Genomic DNA, 15,896 nt, shown 5'->3' with positions numbered 1-15,896 from the left:
CATGTCTCTGCTTGGCGATATCATCGATCGCGTGTTGTCCCCGAACCGGGAAGTTCACGGCATTCCGGTGCTCGACGGCGCCTTCTCCCCGAACCAGCGGCTCGATCAGGCCCGCCAGCTCGGCGAAGAGATCGAGCGGCCGGACGACATCGCGCTCGGGCAGGACGGTGCGCTCTATGTCTCGACCGGCAACCGCGTCCTGCGTTGCACGGGAGACGACTTCAACACGCGCGCGGCGTTCGCGACGCTCGACGGCCCGGTCGGCGGGCTTGCCTGCACGCCGGACGGCCGGCTGCTCGCCTGCGTCTCCGGCGTGGGGTTGGTGGCGCTTTCGCCAACTGGCGAGATCGCCGGCAAGCTCGAAAGCGTCGGTGGTGAGAAGATTGCCTGTCCGTTGTCGGTGACGGTCGCGCCGGACGGGGCGATCTACCTGACCGACGGTTCGCGAAACAATCGGCCAGAGCATTGGCTGACCGACCTGATGCAGAACCGCGCCCCGTCGGGCCGGCTCATTGCCTGCAATTCCTCGCTCGGCGGTGCGAGCGCGCGTGCGGACAAGCTCGCATGGCCGCTCGGCGTGGTCGTATCCGGTGACGGCAAGGATGTGTGGGTCGCCGAGTCCTGGGCCCACCGCCTGACCGCTTTTTCACGTGCGGGTGACGACAGGCGCGTGATCGTCAAGAATCATACCGGCTACCCGGCGCGTCTTGCCCGAGGCGAGAATGGTGAGGTCTGGATGGCCTTCCTCGCGCTCCGCACGCAATTGACCGAATTCGTCCTGCGCGAGCGGGCATTCTGCGAAGAGATGATGCGGACGGTGCCACCTGAGCTTTGGATCGGGCCGGCGCTGGATGGTCGCCTCAATCCGCGCGAACCGACCCAGATCGGCCGCATCAAGAAACTCGGCATCCAGAAGCCGTGGGCCCCGCCGCGTTCCTATGGCCTTGTCGCCCGGCTCGACGCCAGGGGCGCGGCGACCGAGACGCTGCACAGCCGGGTCGATGGTCGGGTTCATGGAATCACCGCCGTCCGCCCGATCGGCTCGCGTGTGCTGGCGGTGTCCAAGGGACGCGATTGCCTCGTCGAACTGCCGCCTGGCCGCGGCATGCAAGAAGGATGAACGCCATGCCGGCCGAACAACGGGCAGGGACCCAGCTGCTTCAGATCGTCAACGGCAGCAAGGTCTATGGTGGCCTGCACGCGATCGATGGCGTCAATTTCGATCTGCGGCCGGGCGAAATCCACGCGCTGCTGGGAGAAAACGGCGCGGGGAAATCGACGCTCTGCAAGGCGATTGCCGGTGCGATCGTGCTGACCTCCGGCGACTACCTGATCCAGGGGCGCAAGGTCTCGTTCGCGTCGCCAAAGGAAGCGCTCGAGGGTGGGGTGGCGATGGTCTACCAGGAATCCAGCCTGGTCCCCTCCATGACGGTGGCGCAGAACCTTGAACTCGGCATGGAGAAATGGGTCACGGTCTACAGCAAGATCAACATCGCCGCGACCCAGTCGCTGCAATCGATGAACTTCAACGTCGACCCGCTGGTGCTGGTGGAGAATCTCGGAACGGCCAAGCGGCAGATGGTCGAAATCGTGCGTGCGGTTCGCCACAACGCCCAGGTCTTCATCTTTGATGAGCCGACCGCATCGCTGACCCCCGAAGAGACGCAGCATCTGTTCCATCTTCTCAACACCCTGAAGGAGAAGGGCGCCGGGATCATCTTCATCTCGCATGCGCTGGAAGAGGCATTGAACATCGCCGATCGCATCACCGTGCTTCGCGACGGCAAGCTGGTCGCCACCGTACCGGCGAAGGACGTCACGCGGGACGCGCTCGTGCGGATGATGGTTGGCCGTGAGGAAACCGCAGCGCAGTACGCGACCCACGGGGCTGATCCGGATGCGCCGAAGCCGCATGCCTCCCGCGGTGAGAAGGTGCTTTCGGTCGAGAACGTGACGATGGGCAGCATCGTCAAGAATATGTCGTTCTCGGTGTTCAACGGAGAAGTCGTCGGGATCTTCGGGCTGGTCGGGGCAGGGCGCTCCGAGATCGCGCAGATCGTCAGCGGCGCCCGCAAGCGCAACTTCCTGCGCGGCGGGATGATCTATCTGCGGGACAAGCCGGTCCGCTACCGGGTGCCGCGGCAGGCGGTGCGCGACGGAATCGCCTACATCACCGAGGATCGCAAGGTCGACGGTTTCTTCGAGACGATGACGGTGGATCAGAATATCTATCTTGGCTATCTGTCGTCGCCGCGCGTCAAGCGGTTCCTTTACTCCGCGCGCGAGATGAAACGGATCGCCGATCAATGGATCTCGGCGCTCTCGATCTCTGCATTGAAGCGGACGCTGAAGATTGTCGAATATTCCGGCGGCAACCAGCAGAAAGTCGTGGTGGGAAAGTCTCTGGCCCAGGAGCCTACGGTGGTCATCTTCGACGAACCGACGCGTGGTGTCGATGTGAGCGCCATTCCACAAATTCACGAGGCGATTCGCAGGCTGGCGCGCGAGAACAAGGCGGTTGTCGTTATTTCTTCCTATCTGCCGGAGATTCTGGCTATCTCGGATCGGATCCTGGTCGCTCGCGGCGGACGTATCGTCGAGGAAATGGCACGGGCTGATGCGACCGAGGACAAGATCATGTACGCGGCCATTCATTGAAGGAGGGCCTTTCATGAGTCCTTATCAGCGGCCTCCCCATTGGAAGGACATGACGCGGGACGGCAATGAGGACGATCCGGAGTCCCGTCGCCTGATGAGCGAGAGGATCGCAAGCGAGATTCGCAGCGCGGTGCTGAGCGGCGAGATGCGGCCAGGCACGCGGATTCGGCAGGAGCTTCTTGCGGCCCATTTCGGAGCCAGCCGCATTCCCGTGCGCGAGGCGCTGAAGCAGCTCGAGAACGAGGGGCTCGTCGTGATGGCGCCGAACCGTGGCGCCTGGATTGCGGACGTCAATTCGGAAGAATCGATCGAGATCTACAAGATCCGTGAAGCGGTCGAGCCGCTTGCCATCGGCGAAAGCGTTCCAAATCTGACCGACGAGGATATCGAGACGCTTGACCGCATTGTGCGCGAACTTGAGCAGGTCACCACGCTCGAGGAATACATCCAGCTTGATCGGGAGTTTCATCTACGGACCTATTCGCGGGCGCGGATGCCGCAACTGCTCGCGATGGTCGAACGCTTCTGGAACAGCACGCAGCATTTCCGGCGACAGTTTGTGAGCGAGACCTATGCCAAGGACGGGTTTCCGTTCTCCGATCCCCAGCATGTCCTGATCATGGACGCGATCCGGGCGCGCGATGTCGAAGCTGCACAGGTGTTGGTGCGTCTCCACATCCGGCGCACGCGCGTTGTCATTCAAGCAAAAGAGAGTGGGGCGGCCCAGCCGCCCCTTGCAAGCCGTGCCGCGCTTCCGCATGCGCGTCTCGGCTCGGTCTATCGAGGAAAAAGTGCCAATGAGTAGTGGCGGCGAACGCCTTTTGCCACGGTTCCTGCTGCGCCAGGTGGCGGCGGGCTATAGCGGCCGCCGGCCCGGACGGGGCTGCCATCGTTGCGACAGTGGTGGCAAGCGGCGATGACTGTCGACCTGGATTCCGTGTCGCGTGCACGCGCTTACGAGGAAGCCGCGGGCCGGCTGCGCGCGCGGCTCGGGGAATCGGTCGCTCCGCCCGATCCCGGAAGGCGGACGGCGCTTGATCTGTTTCGAGCCGCGCCGCGCGAGGCGCCGGCCGTGTTCTATTTCGATGCGACGCAGACCTATGCCGATATCGATCGGCTCAGCGACCGGCTCGCCGCCCGCTTCGCGCAAAAAGGAGTCGGGCGCGGCGATCGGGTCGCCGTCATTCTTCAGAATGTGCCGCAGTTCGTCATCGTCAGCGTAGCGGCCTGGAAGGTCGGGGCCATCGTCGTCAGCCTCAACCCGATGTACCGCACGCCAGAGCTTCGCAAGCTGTTCGGGGATTGCGAGCCGAAGGCGGTGATCTGCCACGACGATCAATGGGAGAACGTTTTCCTGGCCGCCGGTTCGGTCGATTCCGAGCTGGTGTTCTGGACCGGCGCTCGGGAATTCCAGCTGCGAAACGATGTCCGGGTGCTGCCGGTGCCGGGCGCAGCTCCGCAGGCCCGGGCGCTGGCGACGGTTTTCGCCGAAAATGCAGCCGCACCACCGGCACCGGTTCTGACGTCCGACGACATCGCCCTTCTCTTGTATACCTCCGGAACCACGGGCGTTCCAAAGGGCGCCATGCTCACGCATCGCAATCTGGTGGCGACCGCGTTGATCTGTTGCGATCATTTCGAATTGAACGGCACGTCGTGCATCTTTGGGGTCGCGCCGCTGTTCCACATCACCGGCTTTGAAATCCAGATGGTCGCGGCGTTTGCCGCGCGTGCAGCGATGGTGCTGACCTATCGCTTCCAGCCCCAGGTCGCGCTCGATGCCTTCCTTGAATGGCGGCCGACATTCATCGTCGGTGCCATCACCGCATACATCGCGCTGATGAACCAGGCCGACGCAACGAGCCGGCATTTCGAGAGCTTCGTACATATCTATTCCGGCGGCGCGCCGATCGCGCCCTCGGTCATCGATGCCTTTGCGAGACGGTTTGGACGGGCGATCCGCAGTTCCTATGGAATGACCGAACTGACCTCTGCAAGCCATCTTGCGCCCAACGAAGGTCGGATTCCGGTCGATCCCGACTCAGGCGCGCTGTCGATCGGCAGGCCGACTTCGGGCGCCGATGCGATCGTCGTCGACGACGAGCGCCGCCCGCTCGGACCCGGCGCGCATGGCGAGGTGGTTGTGCGTGGCTCAGGCGTGATGGCCGGTTACTGGAGAAAGCCGGCGGAAACCGACGAGGTGCTGACCAACGGCTGGCTGCATAGCGGCGACGTCGGCTTCTTTGACGAGAGCGGCTGGTTCTACCTCGTGGATCGCAAGAAGGACATGATCTCCGCCTCCGGCTTCAAGGTCTGGCCGCGTGAAGTCGAAGACGTGATCTATGGCTTTCCGGGCGTGCGCGAGGCAGCCGTCGTCGGCGCCGCCGATCCCTATCGCGGCGAGACGGTGGTCGCCTTCGTCTCCGCTCAACCCGGCACCGTGATCGACGTCGCCGCGCTCTCGCGCTTCTGCCGCGAGCGACTGGCGGCCTACAAATGCCCGGTCGACATTCGCGTGCTGGACGACCTGCCGAAGACGGAATCCGGAAAAATCACCCGAAACACGCTCAGGGACGGCCTGCGCGGCCGGTAAGGAGAATCGACGTGGATATCACCCAAAGCGAGCGCAGCCAGCAACTGGCCGCGCGTCTCCAGCGCTTCATGATGGAGCACATCTATCCGAACGAGCGCCGATACTATCAGGAGGCCGAGCGGCTCGGGCCCTGGGCTGTGCATCCGGTCGTCGAGGAACTGAAGCCGCTCGCACAACTGGCCGGCCTGTGGAACCTGTTTCTGCCCACTCACGAGGACGGGCTGACCAATCTCGAATATGCCCCGCTATGCGAGATCATGGGGCGTTCGCATCTTGCTCCCGAGGTCTTCAATTGCAGTGCTCCTGACACGGGCAACATGGAGACCATCCTGCGCTACGGTACGGAGGCGCAGAAGGACCGCTGGCTGAAGCCCTTGCTGGCCGGCGAGATCCGTTCTTCCTTTGCGATGACGGAGCCCGACGTCGCCTCGTCCGACGCGACCAATGTGGCCAGCTCGATCGTCCGTGATGGCGACGATTACGTGATCAACGGTCGCAAATGGTACACCACCGGCGCCACCGATCCGCGATGCAAGATCATCATCTTCATGGGGCAGACCGATCCGCAGAATCCGGATCGTCACAAGCGTCAGTCGATGATCCTCGTGCCGAAGGAGACGCCCGGCGTGCATGTCGTCCGTTCGCTGCCCGTGCTCGGCTTCTACGGCGTACCGGATCGTGCATCCGAGGTGATATTCACCAATGTACGCGTGCCGGCCGCCAACATGCTGCTCGGCGAGGGGCGTGGGTTCGAGATCGCGCAGGGTCGGCTCGGGCCCGGACGCATTCATCATTGCATGCGGTTGATCGGCCTCTCCGAGCGCGTGCTCGAGCGCATGTGCCGGCGCGCGCTGAAACGTGTCGCCTTCGGCAAGCCTCTCGCCGAGCAAACCGTGACGCTCGAGCGGGTGGCCGAAGCGCGCATGAAGATCGACCAGGCGCGGCTGCTGACGCTCAGAGCTGCCTACATGATGGACACGGTCGGCAACAAGGCAGCGCGGCAGGAAATCGCGATGATCAAGGTCGTTGCGCCGAACATGGCGCAGACCATTGTTGACTGGGCGATCCAGGCGTTCGGGGGAGGCGGCACCAACAACGACCATTTCCTTTCGGCAGCGCTCGCGACGACTCGCTTGTTGCGACTGGCCGACGGCCCCGACGAGGTCCACCGCAACCAGATCGGCAAGCTCGAATTGCGCCGATGGCTCAATGTCGATCCCTCACGAACCGGCGGTGGCGCGGATTCGTTGTCGCCCGATGAATCCGAATCCTGGTCCGAAGGCGGTCTGTGGCCGCGCCCGAAAGATTTGCCATAGGCGGGTTGGGAGGGGGCTGGAGCCGAGGCATCGGCTCCAGCGCTGATCAACAAAAGGAGAGTTGTGAGCGATCTCACAGGGGGACGTCGAGTCCTGCACTAGTCAGGAATTTCTCAGAACCAACGGAGGTTCGCATGAAGCTCCTGATGATCGCCAGCCTGACCGCCCTCGCGCTTTTTCTGGCTGCGACGAATGTCCCGAGATCGCATCCATCGTCCGTGAGCCACACATCGGTGGCAGGGATGCCCGCTGTGCAAGATAAGCTGCCGGTTGAAGATTTCGACGATCGATCGCTGGTGTTTCCGAGGGGAACTCAGCAATAGAGAGAATGGTGCCGTCGCATCCGAACGCATTCGGTTCGGGATGAGCGGGCTGGAAATCGTCTGGCGTTGAACAGCGCGACGCGTCGGACGGCTTGTTCGCTTGCGCAGCCCCCGTCGCGCGCTGTGTTTCAAAAACTCATGAAGATCGGGTTGATCTCAGCGGGATCGCCGACATGTTCTGGGAATTGAAACGGCGCACCGTGGCGATCGACTATCAGAATTGCCAGTAGCAGCGCCAACACCGCAGCGATGTAGATCAGCAGTGGCGACGCGTCCCGGCTGGTGGGATTGCGATCCCGCGGCGGCAACACGCGAGAATGCCAAATGCGCGAGATGAACTGCAGATATGCTTTCGGATGTATTTGCATGTTCGACCTCGATTGTGAGGCGCCTTTACCAAGACTGCGACCGCGTGGGCCGCTCTTCAAGGCGCCGCTTGTCGCACCCCGAACCGAATACGAACTCCCTTGTTGATTACTGGTGAAATGGGCACGTTGTTGCCAGGGGCCAAGCCCGTCGCCCATGGACACGCCAGATTTTCAGAATGACCGCCGGCGGGGCCGATGGACGCCAGGGAGCACTTTGGCCGGGCAGCAAAAACGGGCAGAATGGCCCGGGGCTTCGCTGCGAGTGTCTCCGACGGCCATGGATTTGATTTTGCGCCTCGCCACGTTCCTTGTGACGGCATCGTTGCTTCTTGCGCTGCAACCCGCGCAAGCGCAATTGGCCGGACACGGCGGACCTGTCCGCGCGATCGCCGTTTTAGGCGACGGCAGGACGGTTCTGTCGGGCAGCTTCGACACTGCGGCGATCCGATGGTCGCTGGCAACCGAGTCGGCGGAGCAGGTGCTTCGTTTCCATTCGGGTGCGGTGAATGCGGTCGCCTTCCTCGGCGATGGAAGAATGGCAACGGCGGGTGCGGATGGCCGGATTGCGATCTGGACGTCGGGCCGGCCGCAGCCGGACCGGGTTTTCGCGGACCATACGGGACCCATCGTCGGGCTCGCCGTTTCTCCCGATGCATCCAAGCTCGCATCCGCCTCGTGGGACCATACCGTGCGGCTCTCGTCGTTGTCCGACGGGGGCTCGCGCGTGCTGCAAGGTCACTCGCAAAACGTGAATGGCGTGGCCTTTGCCCCCGACGGACAGTCGCTGGTGAGCGTGGGCTACGATCTGACGGTGCGGATCTGGCGCCTGCCGGACGGCAGCGCCGAGGTCGTCACGGTGCCGTTGCCGCTGAATGCCGTGGCCATCTCGCCTGACGGCGAAATCGTCACCGGCGCAGCGGACGGCAAGCTGCGCATGATGACGGCCGACGGCAAGGCAAGCGGCGAGGTCATCGCCGGCGCCACGCCGATCGTCGCCTTGGCGGTCTCGCATGACGGCGCCTTGATCGCCGCGGCGGCAATTGACGGCACGGTGGCGATCGTCGATCGCAAGGCGCGCAGCGTGCTGCGCACGTTCGCCGGGCTGGGCGGGCCGGTTTGGTCGGTTGCATTCCTGCCCGATGGCGTGACGCTCCTGACCGGCGGCGCCGACGGCAAGATCAGGCGCTGGAATGCACTGACCGGCGCGGCGATCGGATCGAACGTGGTGGGCACGCCGGGGGACCCGCTCGCCGCCTATGCCGACGACCACGGTGCCGAAGTCTTCAGGGCCTGCGTCGCCTGTCACACATTGTCGGAGACGGAGGTGCAGCGTGCCGGTCCGACCCTTGCCGGACTGTTCGGTCGGAAGATCGCCTCGCTGCCGGGCTATCGCTTCTCCGACGCACTCAAGACGATGGACATCGTCTGGACGCCGGACACCGTCTCAAAATTGTTCGAGATCGGGCCGAACGCCTACACGCCCGGCACGAAGATGCCGGAGCAGCAGATCGGCTCGGCCGAAGATCGCCGCGCGCTCACAGACTTCCTGGCGCGTGCGACGTCGAAATAGCCCGCGTTGGTGCTAGCCGCCTTGCGCATACTCAAGCGAAGGCGTCAAGCCGCGATATGAGACTTTAATACCCCGGCCATTGCTCCACCGGAATTTTCGTCAGCTCCGGGTTCTCCTTGAGCATGCGGGCGATACTAATGCTGGGATGTTCCTTGAGCGCCGCCACGACGCACTGGTTGACGTATTTGCGGCGGGACAGCCACTTGATCTTCTTGCCCTTCGCCTCGGCCTTGCAGGCGACCACCGCCTGCTTGAGTGCAACCTTTTCGGCTTTGGTAAGAGCGGCGGCCTCGACGGCTGTGCCGCCAAGGGCGGTGGTGACAAGGCACGTCGACAGAACCTTCATGAATCGAGGCATGCGGCTAGTCCTTGTTCTCGCGTTGACGCAGGTAGTCATCCGTCGTTCGTGGCGGCGCGCGTTCCGGCACGTCCTGGATCGGATCGAACTGCTGTTCGCTCATGACGATGACCCGGCAATCGGCGCACATCCGCAAGGCCTCGGTCCGGCGGTCCCCGGCAGGGTACATCCAATGCCGTCCCTCGAGTTTGGTCGCGATCCGATCGATCGTGCTCTTGACGCCGAACGGCGTGCCACAGCGAATACACAGGGCAGGTTCTTCTTCCTTGATCACCCGCGCCGGCGCGCGTCTTGCCCGGAAATCGATCTGCGGGGCGAGCCTGATGACTTTTTCAGGACAGGTGCTCTGACACAAACCGCACTGCACGCAGGCGTCCTCCACGAATTTGAGGACAGGGCGGTCGGGATCGGCGCGGAGCGCGCCGGTTGGGCAGGCCGAAACACAGGACAGGCACAGCGTGCAACCGGCGACGTCGACGGTGATCGCACCGATAGGTGCACCCTCAGGCAAGGCGATCACGTCAACCGGCTTGGGGGCGAGGCGATGCAGTTCGCTCAAGCCGAAGCGAAGCAGATCGCCGCGTTTGCCGACCGTCAGGAAAGTCGCGGGATTTTCGAGGCCGGCGAGGGGGCCAATCCCCGTCAGTTGCTCGGCCAGAGTGTCGGGATCGTCGGTTTCGATCGTGCTCACGCGGCGGCCGTCAAATCCGAGTCCGGCGAGAATGGTCTCGGCCATCCGGATCGTCAGCAACGATCCGGTCACGTCGTGTCGTGGCTTGGCGCGCAGCAGGAGCCGCACGGCAGCCGCGCCATAGGCGAAGGCGCCGATGATGGCTTCCAGGCCGACCTGCGTCAGCTCGTTGACGGCGAGGGGAAGCACATTGGCCGGCAATCCGTCGCCATGGCGGGCGAGCGCATCGATCAGCGGCGTGCCGTGCTGGCTGTCATGCAGCAGCAGGACCGGATGTGTGCCGCCGGCCTCGCGATAGGCGCGCAACATGGCGCGGAGGATCTGCAACTGGGTATCGGCGGGTGGCAGCGCGTAGGATGCCGCTCCGGTGGGGCAGGCGGCCGCACATTGCCCGCAGCCTGCGCACACCTCCGCGTTGACTGCGACATGGTCGCCGTCCGGCGTGATCGCGCCGGTCGGGCACAAATCGAGGCAGCGATGGCATCCGATCAGCTTCGAGCGGGAATGCGCGCAGAGGCTGGGTGTGAAGTCGACATATCTCGGCTTGTCGAAGCTTCCGACGAGATCGCGGGCGGCGAGCACCGCACGCAGCATGGCCGCGGGATCTCTCGGATCCGCGCGGAGATAGCCGTCTCGCAGATCGTGTGCGGGAAACAGAGGAGCGGCTCGCCGGAGAGGTCGAGCACGAGATCGCAGCGCGAGATCGCGCCGTTGCGCGGGGCTTCGAACTCGAAGCGGGCGCGTGAGGACGGGCGTGGCTGCGCGTAGTCGTCGATCGCGAGCTCGAAGCCGCCAAAGTGCCCCCGCGCATTGCGGATCGTGCCCTGCACGATCGGGAACACGGCCGCGGCAGGCGGCACGACGTCCGCCGGCTTCCTGAGCATGACCGTGACGTCGAGATGGTCCGCCAGCAGCCGGCCAGCCTCGATCGCGGTCTCGTCGCGCCCATAGATCAGGATGATGCCATCGCTCGACAATGTGACCAGCGGATAGTCCGGCGCGGGAACCGCCGCCGCTGCAAGCAGCGCCGCCATCTTCGGGCCCGCCTTCGCGCCGTCGCGCGACCAGCCCGCCGTCTCGCGGATGTTGACGAAGCTGATCGGGCCGGCGCGTTCGCCCATCTCATTGGTGAACTGGCCGGCCTGCTGCGTGCAGGCGACGGTCAGCGGGCCGTCGGCTTTCGCGGCGTTGCGGAAATCTTCGAGCTCGGCGCCGCAGAGATGACGATGGCTCCTGATCTCGCAGTTGGGACATCCACGCAGGATCGCGGCCACGTCAAGGCGCATCGTGTCTTCACACGAGCAGATCAGGACGGTCTTCGCTGGCTGCTCCAGGTCGATCCCTCCGCGGGTGCGGCGCCGTCTTGCGGACTCGCGCCATTCCTTCACCTCGTATAGATATTCACTATCGGAAGGAAAAGGAAAGTGGAGGACGGCCCTTGCGGTCGACCCCGACCAGCCGCGTCTCCGTGACGGAAGCGATCCATCTGCCGCCGCCATTCACGCTCGTCCGGTTGCGTGAGAGCGGAGACGCCTTTGCTCACGCTTGCCGCATTGCACCCAAAAGCGGTGCCGGCACGCTGGTGTATGTCGGGCGGTTCGATCTTGCCGAATTCGCCGTGGTGCTCGAGCCGGGCGAGCCCTTGGCCACCGCACGGCGCGCCTTCTATGCCGGCATGGTCGCGCTCACCGACGCCCTGCGCGCCTATGCGCCGCCGCACAAGACGGTCGCGATCGGCTGGCCCGACACCGTCGCGATTGACGGTGGGCTGGTGGGCGGCGGACGGCTGGGATGGCCGACGTCCGCGCGCGAGGACGAGCCGCCTGCCTGGCTGGTGTTCGGCGCCATGATCCGGACGGTTGCAATGGCCGATCAGGGACCAGGCGTCCATCCGCTCGCGTCCGCGCTGGATGAGGAGGGGTTTGGCGAAGCAGGAGCCGTGCAGGTGACCGAGAGCTTTGCGCGGCACCTGATGCGGGCGATCGATAGCTGGCAGACCGATGGCTTTGGCAGCCTCGCGCGCGACTATCTCAGCCGGATCCCCCGCGAGCGGCGAACCGTGCTGCGGATCGATGACGGCGGCGATCTCCTCACGCGCCGCGTCGGCGCCGACAGGATCGAACGCAGCGTACTCGTCAAGGCGCTCGGAACGCCGTCCTGGTTCGATCCGAAGCTCGGAGGGCCGCGGCTGTGAAACTGCTCCGCAGCATCGCGCTCGATCCCTCCGACACCTTCGTATTCGATGTGGCGGCCGAGCCGGGCGAATGGGCCGTCTCCGGTGCCTTCCGCTTCTGCGATCAGGATCCGACGAAGCTGACCGGCAAGGCCCGCGTCGCGTTCCGCAGTGGCTTCCTCGGCGTGCAGTCCTGGGGCTGGTCGACGCTGGTGCAGATTGTGCCTGCGACCGAGAACGATTGCAGCGCGCTGATCGACCGCCTCGCCAGGCAATTGATCGATCGTTTCGGAGCGCCGAATCTGGCGACCGCGCGGACGGCGGCGGAAGAGGAGGTCGCCTTCGCGCAGTCGCTCTGCAACCATCCGGTCAGCTCGCTCATTGCCGTTCACCGTTCGGTGAGCGACGGCGAAGTCCGGGAGTCGTTCCGCAGGCTGCAGCTGCGTCAGGGTCAGGGACACGGCAAGGCGTTCTCGTTCATGGAAGTCGAAGACGATGTCGAGCCTGACGGTGATCTCAAGCTTGCCGATATGAGTGGGGAGTCGCGGCACCGATGAATGATTTCTGGATCGCGTGCGGCCACCATCTGCTCGATCGCGACGAGAGCGGGGGGCTTTGCGTCACCGACGAGTTCCTGAAGGCCTATTTTGCTCGTCCGGAGCTGGTTCCGCCGGACGAAGCATGCCCGGTCGAGCGGCGGCTGCACCGCGCGCTGCTCGCGGCTCCCCGCAGGCCGGTCGGCGCGGAAGAGATTGACGCGATCGTCGATGCGGATGCTCGGGAGAACTGGCGGCTCGTGCTTGCCTTCCGCGATCTCCTCCTGCGGCATCCGACGCTGGAGCAGGCCTATCTTGCAACCGTCCGGTCCGGGACGAACGACTTGCCGCCGCTGTTCGTCAATCAGCTCGTCCACGTGATCCTGCGCAATGCGCTCGACGGCTGCGATGATCCGTTCGTGCTGCGCGCAGCCGAGCTGTTCTTCCGCCCGCAGCGCATCCTGCCGCAGGAGCAGGCCCTGCTGCTCGGCGATGAAGAGGTCGTCGGGGGACAGACTCCGACCCCGGTGCTCTCGCTGATGTCGATGCTGGGGGCGGTGACCGATGCCGAGCTCGACGTCTTGCGCGAGGACAATGCCGGCGATTACTGGCGCCGGAGCGACCAGTTCGACATGGCATTCGACCTCACCGCAGGCGGCCGCGGGCCGGCGGCGCTGGCGCAGGCGATGGTGCGCTGGATCTCCCATCTGCTCGGGATCGACGTCAGCATTGAGCCGCTGCGCGAGCTGCGTGATGCACGTCTCACCTGGTATGTCGGGCTCGACGCCGACGCGACCAGACTCGGCGACCGTCTCTGGCATGGCGAGCAGCTCGACGACCGCAGCGCAGGACGCGTGCTTTCATTGTTCCGTCTGATGTTTGCGGACACGAACGCGGCCGCAGACGAGATGCGGGGCGAGCCGGTTTATCTCATTCTGTCGATGAACGCCGATCAGAAGCTGCGGATGAAGCCGCAGAATTTGCTGACGGGGCTGCCGGTCAAACATCTGGAGATGGCGACATGAGTCCGGCCGCGCTGCCGCTTGTGCGCGTCCCCGTCGGCGTCGTGGTCGAGCGGCATCAGGCGGACTCGCCGTGGACCGATTTCGTCTGGCGCGCGGTTGCCGTGCTGCCTGACGAGCCGGACACCAAACCCTGGACGGTGCTTCGCGAAGAGAACGGGACGACGCTGTTCTATGCCGGCAGCGCCATGGTCGATCTCTATGGTTCCGAGACGGCGCGCTATCGCGACAATCTCGTCTCGGGCAGTCCGGCCATCTGGACCGTCTTGTCGCCGGCCGAAGGCGCCTGGCCCTACTCGGTGGCTGCCGCGACCGCCGATCCTTCGGAGGGCGAGGCGTTCACGGAGGCCGGTGCGAATCTGGTCGAGGCCGTCCCCATGCCCGAGATGCTGCGTGAGCAGATTGAAAGCTTCGTGGCCGAGCACCACGTCGAACGTGAGTTCTTCAAGCGCAAGCGACGGCAGGCCGATCCCGAGGCGCTCGCGCGCCGGCAGCATGAAGGCGGACACGAATGAGTGAGGACAAGTTCCTGACGCGCTGGTCCCGCCGCAAGCAGGAGGCAAAGGCGAACGCCACGCCACCGGACCCGGCCATGCGCGACGACATGCAGTCGCCGCCGCCAGCAGTCAAAGACGACGACGCGGAGTTCGATCTTTCGAGCCTGCCTTCGATTGACTCGATTACCTCGGCGACCGACATCACGGCGTTCCTGCGCAAGGGAATCCCGCAGGAGCTGACGCGTGCGGCGCTTCGTCGCGCCTGGAGCGCCGATCCCGTCATCCGCGACTTTGTCGGGCTTGCCGAGAACGCCTGGGACTTCAACGACCCGACCGCGATGCCGGGCTTTGGCCCGCTGGATTGCTCCGAGGCTGAGCTCACCGCGCTCATCGACAGGATCGTCGGCGGCCTCGGCAAGCCGGCCGAGGCGCCGCCTGAGCGTTCGGTTGAAGTCGCGGATTCTTCGCAGGAATTGCGCGAGGTCGAGTTGCCGGGCATCGCCGCCGAAGAAGCCGCGACCACGGGATCCGCGCCTGATCCTGCTGCAACGCAACGAACGGTCGCGGAAAGCTCCGACGGCGAACAGGTGCCGGTTGAGCGCCGCACGCACGGCAGTGCGCTGCCCCGCTAGGGACCGCGACGAAAGGCCATAGCCTCAGACTATAGCGAGCCGATTGACCCTCCGTTGGGCCGGGACTAGGCTTCGCTAGCGCTTTGTAAGAAAAGCAAAATCAGCACCCGGGACTTGGATGGAGGTCCACGTGCGCGATGCTGGCCTTGAGCGAGCCATTGACGCCGCCGGCGGCGTTGCAGAGCTTGCGCGCAAAATCGGCATCAGCCAGCCCTCTGTTTCGAACTGGAACAAGGTGCCCGCGCAACGGGTGATCGCCGTCGAAGCCGCCACAGGCATCTCGCGCGATCATTTGCGGCCTGATCTGTACAGCGAGCCGCTTCGTGCCGAAGCGCCGATCGATTTTGTCGATGTCGCGCGTGCGCAGGAATATCTGCTGCTCGCGACGCTGTTGTCCGCCGCACCATCGAAGAAACTGCTCGATCAACTGGCTGCGTTGACCGCCGATGCCACGCCGCTTGGGCGCGCGCATGCCGCGCTGGCCGAATCCGCCGCCAATGCGGTCGCGGCGAAGGTCGAACGCGAATATTTCGATCTGTTCACAGGTCTCGGCCGCGGCGAACTCTTGCCCTACGCCTCCTACTATCTGACCGGCTTTCTCAACGAGCGGCCGCTGTCGAGGCTGCGCGCCGACCTCGCTGCGTCCGGGATCGAGCGCATCGCGAACAATTCCGAGCCGGAAGATCACGCGGCTATCCTGTGCGAGATCATGGCAGGTTTCGCGGGAGGGCGTTTCCCGGCGCCGTTCGACACGCAGCGTGCCTTCTTCGGCAAACACGTCGCGCCCTGGATGGGGCGGCTGTTCGTCGACATCGAGCGCGCGGAGAGCGCCGTCTTCTATCGTGCGGTCGGTGCGCTTGGTCGCGCCTTTATCGAGATCGAGACAGAAGCATTCACGTTCGCGAACTGACCTGCATCCGCGGGTCCAGGAGAGATGCGATGAGTGAAGACAGGACTACCACAGTCGGGCGCCGCGATTTCCTGCGCAAGGTCGGCGTCGGCACGGTGGGCGCCGGCGCGACACTGGCAACGCCTCTGGTCGGCTCTGCGCAAGCCGACAGCGAAACCAACGATGAGAAGCGCAAGGCGCGCTACAAGGAAACCGATCACGTCAAGGCGTTCTACCGCGTCAATCGTTATCCGGCCAAGGGAGGTTGAC

General features: G+C 64.6%; 16 protein-coding genes and 1 pseudogene. 14 read left to right on the top strand and 3 right to left on the bottom strand.

All coding sequences use genetic code 11. The annotated features are described in order from the left end of the window. Position 1 precedes the first annotated feature (1 nt). From ACVIYL_RS37700 to ACVIYL_RS37675, 6 genes are all read left to right on the top strand, one after another. A complete protein-coding gene (locus ACVIYL_RS37700) occupies positions 2-1,120 on the top strand; it encodes an SMP-30/gluconolactonase/LRE family protein (protein WP_253609280.1) in 1,119 nt (372 codons plus the stop codon). Continuing rightward, positions 1,117-2,658, top strand: a complete 1,542-nt coding sequence (locus ACVIYL_RS37695) for a sugar ABC transporter ATP-binding protein (protein WP_253610047.1) — start codon at positions 1,117-1,119, stop codon at positions 2,656-2,658. Before ACVIYL_RS37700 ends, ACVIYL_RS37695 begins: the two co-directional genes overlap by 4 nt. Next, positions 2,618-3,463, top strand: a complete 846-nt coding sequence (locus ACVIYL_RS37690; protein WP_309249274.1) for a GntR family transcriptional regulator — start codon at positions 2,618-2,620, stop codon at positions 3,461-3,463. Before ACVIYL_RS37695 ends, ACVIYL_RS37690 begins: the two co-directional genes overlap by 41 nt. Positions 3,464-3,574: 111 nt before the next feature. Beyond that, positions 3,575-5,251 carry an AMP-binding protein gene (locus tag ACVIYL_RS37685; RefSeq protein WP_253609279.1) on the top strand — a complete coding sequence of 559 codons (1,677 nt, stop codon included), beginning with the start codon at positions 3,575-3,577 and terminating at the stop codon, positions 5,249-5,251. An 11-nt stretch (positions 5,252-5,262) separates the two neighbouring features. Continuing rightward, entirely contained in the window at positions 5,263-6,567 is a 1,305-nt protein-coding gene (locus ACVIYL_RS37680) for an acyl-CoA dehydrogenase family protein (protein ID WP_309144975.1), read from the top strand. Between the two features lie 134 nt (positions 6,568-6,701). Beyond that, on the top strand, positions 6,702-6,890 hold the full coding sequence (locus tag ACVIYL_RS37675) for a hypothetical protein (protein WP_253609278.1): 189 nt from the start codon (positions 6,702-6,704) through the stop codon (positions 6,888-6,890). 128 nt (positions 6,891-7,018) lie between these two features. Here the strand turns inward: ACVIYL_RS37675 and ACVIYL_RS37670 are convergent, their stop codons facing one another. Next, the gene (locus ACVIYL_RS37670; RefSeq protein WP_253609277.1) at positions 7,019-7,420 is read right to left on the bottom strand and encodes a hypothetical protein; all 402 of its coding nucleotides are present in this window, start codon (positions 7,418-7,420) and stop codon (positions 7,019-7,021) included. A 115-nt stretch (positions 7,421-7,535) separates the two neighbouring features. Here ACVIYL_RS37670 and ACVIYL_RS37665 point away from each other — a divergent pair, with 115 nt between their 5' ends. Continuing rightward, entirely contained in the window at positions 7,536-8,828 is a 1,293-nt protein-coding gene (locus tag ACVIYL_RS37665) for a c-type cytochrome (protein WP_253609276.1), read from the top strand. Positions 8,829-8,892: 64 nt separating this feature from the next. On the opposite strand, the gene ACVIYL_RS37660 is transcribed toward ACVIYL_RS37665, so the two are convergent. Next, on the bottom strand, positions 8,893-9,174 hold the full coding sequence (locus ACVIYL_RS37660) for a hypothetical protein (protein ID WP_456780923.1): 282 nt from the start codon (positions 9,172-9,174) through the stop codon (positions 8,893-8,895). Between the two features lie 16 nt (positions 9,175-9,190). After that, positions 9,191-11,163: pseudogene (locus ACVIYL_RS37655) on the bottom strand (4Fe-4S binding protein). Positions 11,164-11,315: 152 nt separating this feature from the next. Between ACVIYL_RS37655 and ACVIYL_RS37650 the strand changes: the two are divergent. The 7 genes from ACVIYL_RS37650 to ACVIYL_RS37620 all read left to right on the top strand — a co-directional run bounded on the left by ACVIYL_RS37650 (position 11,316) and on the right by ACVIYL_RS37620 (position 15,895). After that, the gene (locus tag ACVIYL_RS37650) at positions 11,316-12,071 is read left to right on the top strand and encodes a biotin/lipoate--protein ligase family protein (RefSeq protein ID WP_253609273.1); all 756 of its coding nucleotides are present in this window, start codon (positions 11,316-11,318) and stop codon (positions 12,069-12,071) included. After that, positions 12,068-12,607 (top strand): DUF6505 family protein, encoded by a 540-nt coding sequence (locus tag ACVIYL_RS37645; protein WP_253609272.1) that lies wholly within the window; start codon positions 12,068-12,070, stop codon positions 12,605-12,607. Before ACVIYL_RS37650 ends, ACVIYL_RS37645 begins: the two co-directional genes overlap by 4 nt. Further along, positions 12,604-13,611, top strand: coding sequence for a DUF6352 family protein (locus tag ACVIYL_RS37640; RefSeq protein WP_253609271.1), 1,008 nt, complete (start codon positions 12,604-12,606; stop codon positions 13,609-13,611). Before ACVIYL_RS37645 ends, ACVIYL_RS37640 begins: the two co-directional genes overlap by 4 nt. Next, complete coding sequence (locus ACVIYL_RS37635; RefSeq protein ID WP_253609270.1) at positions 13,608-14,123, top strand: DUF3305 domain-containing protein; 516 nt, start codon at positions 13,608-13,610, stop codon at positions 14,121-14,123. The genes ACVIYL_RS37640 and ACVIYL_RS37635 overlap by 4 nt, the downstream gene beginning before the upstream one ends. Continuing rightward, entirely contained in the window at positions 14,120-14,737 is a 618-nt protein-coding gene (locus ACVIYL_RS37630) for a DUF3306 domain-containing protein (RefSeq protein ID WP_253609269.1), read from the top strand. The genes ACVIYL_RS37635 and ACVIYL_RS37630 overlap by 4 nt, the downstream gene beginning before the upstream one ends. A gap of 130 nt (positions 14,738-14,867) precedes the next feature. Continuing rightward, positions 14,868-15,647, top strand: a complete 780-nt coding sequence (locus tag ACVIYL_RS37625; RefSeq protein WP_253609268.1) for a Cro/CI family transcriptional regulator — start codon at positions 14,868-14,870, stop codon at positions 15,645-15,647. Between the two features lie 29 nt (positions 15,648-15,676). Then, positions 15,677-15,895: a twin-arginine translocation signal domain-containing protein gene (locus tag ACVIYL_RS37620; RefSeq protein WP_028334130.1), complete on the top strand. Its 219-nt coding sequence runs from the start codon at positions 15,677-15,679 to the stop codon at positions 15,893-15,895. The last annotated feature ends 1 nt before the right edge of the window (position 15,896 follow it).

It is taken from the genome of Bradyrhizobium sp. USDA 3315 (assembly GCF_054056795.1).
This window is presented reverse-complemented; position numbering and strand designations above follow the sequence as displayed.

Bases quoted from the DNA above. Each gene is read 5' to 3' on its own strand.
- ACVIYL_RS37700 (WP_253609280.1), top strand. From the start codon at position 2: ATGTCTCTGCTTGGCGATATCATCGATCGCGTGTTGTCCCCGAACCGG.
- ACVIYL_RS37695 (WP_253610047.1), top strand. From the start codon at position 1,117: ATGAACGCCATGCCGGCCGAACAACGGGCAGGGACCCAGCTGCTTCAG.
- ACVIYL_RS37690 (WP_309249274.1), top strand. From the start codon at position 2,618: ATGCGACCGAGGACAAGATCATGTACGCGGCCATTCATTGAAGGAGGG.
- ACVIYL_RS37685 (WP_253609279.1), top strand. From the start codon at position 3,575: ATGACTGTCGACCTGGATTCCGTGTCGCGTGCACGCGCTTACGAGGAA.
- ACVIYL_RS37675 (WP_253609278.1), top strand. From the start codon at position 6,702: ATGAAGCTCCTGATGATCGCCAGCCTGACCGCCCTCGCGCTTTTTCTG.
- ACVIYL_RS37665 (WP_253609276.1), top strand. From the start codon at position 7,536: ATGGATTTGATTTTGCGCCTCGCCACGTTCCTTGTGACGGCATCGTTG.
- ACVIYL_RS37660 (WP_456780923.1), bottom strand. From the start codon at position 9,174: ATGAAGGTTCTGTCGACGTGCCTTGTCACCACCGCCCTTGGCGGCACA.
- ACVIYL_RS37640 (WP_253609271.1), top strand. From the start codon at position 12,604: ATGAATGATTTCTGGATCGCGTGCGGCCACCATCTGCTCGATCGCGAC.
- ACVIYL_RS37635 (WP_253609270.1), top strand. From the start codon at position 13,608: ATGAGTCCGGCCGCGCTGCCGCTTGTGCGCGTCCCCGTCGGCGTCGTG.
- ACVIYL_RS37630 (WP_253609269.1), top strand. From the start codon at position 14,120: ATGAGTGAGGACAAGTTCCTGACGCGCTGGTCCCGCCGCAAGCAGGAG.
- ACVIYL_RS37620 (WP_028334130.1), top strand. From the start codon at position 15,677: ATGAGTGAAGACAGGACTACCACAGTCGGGCGCCGCGATTTCCTGCGC.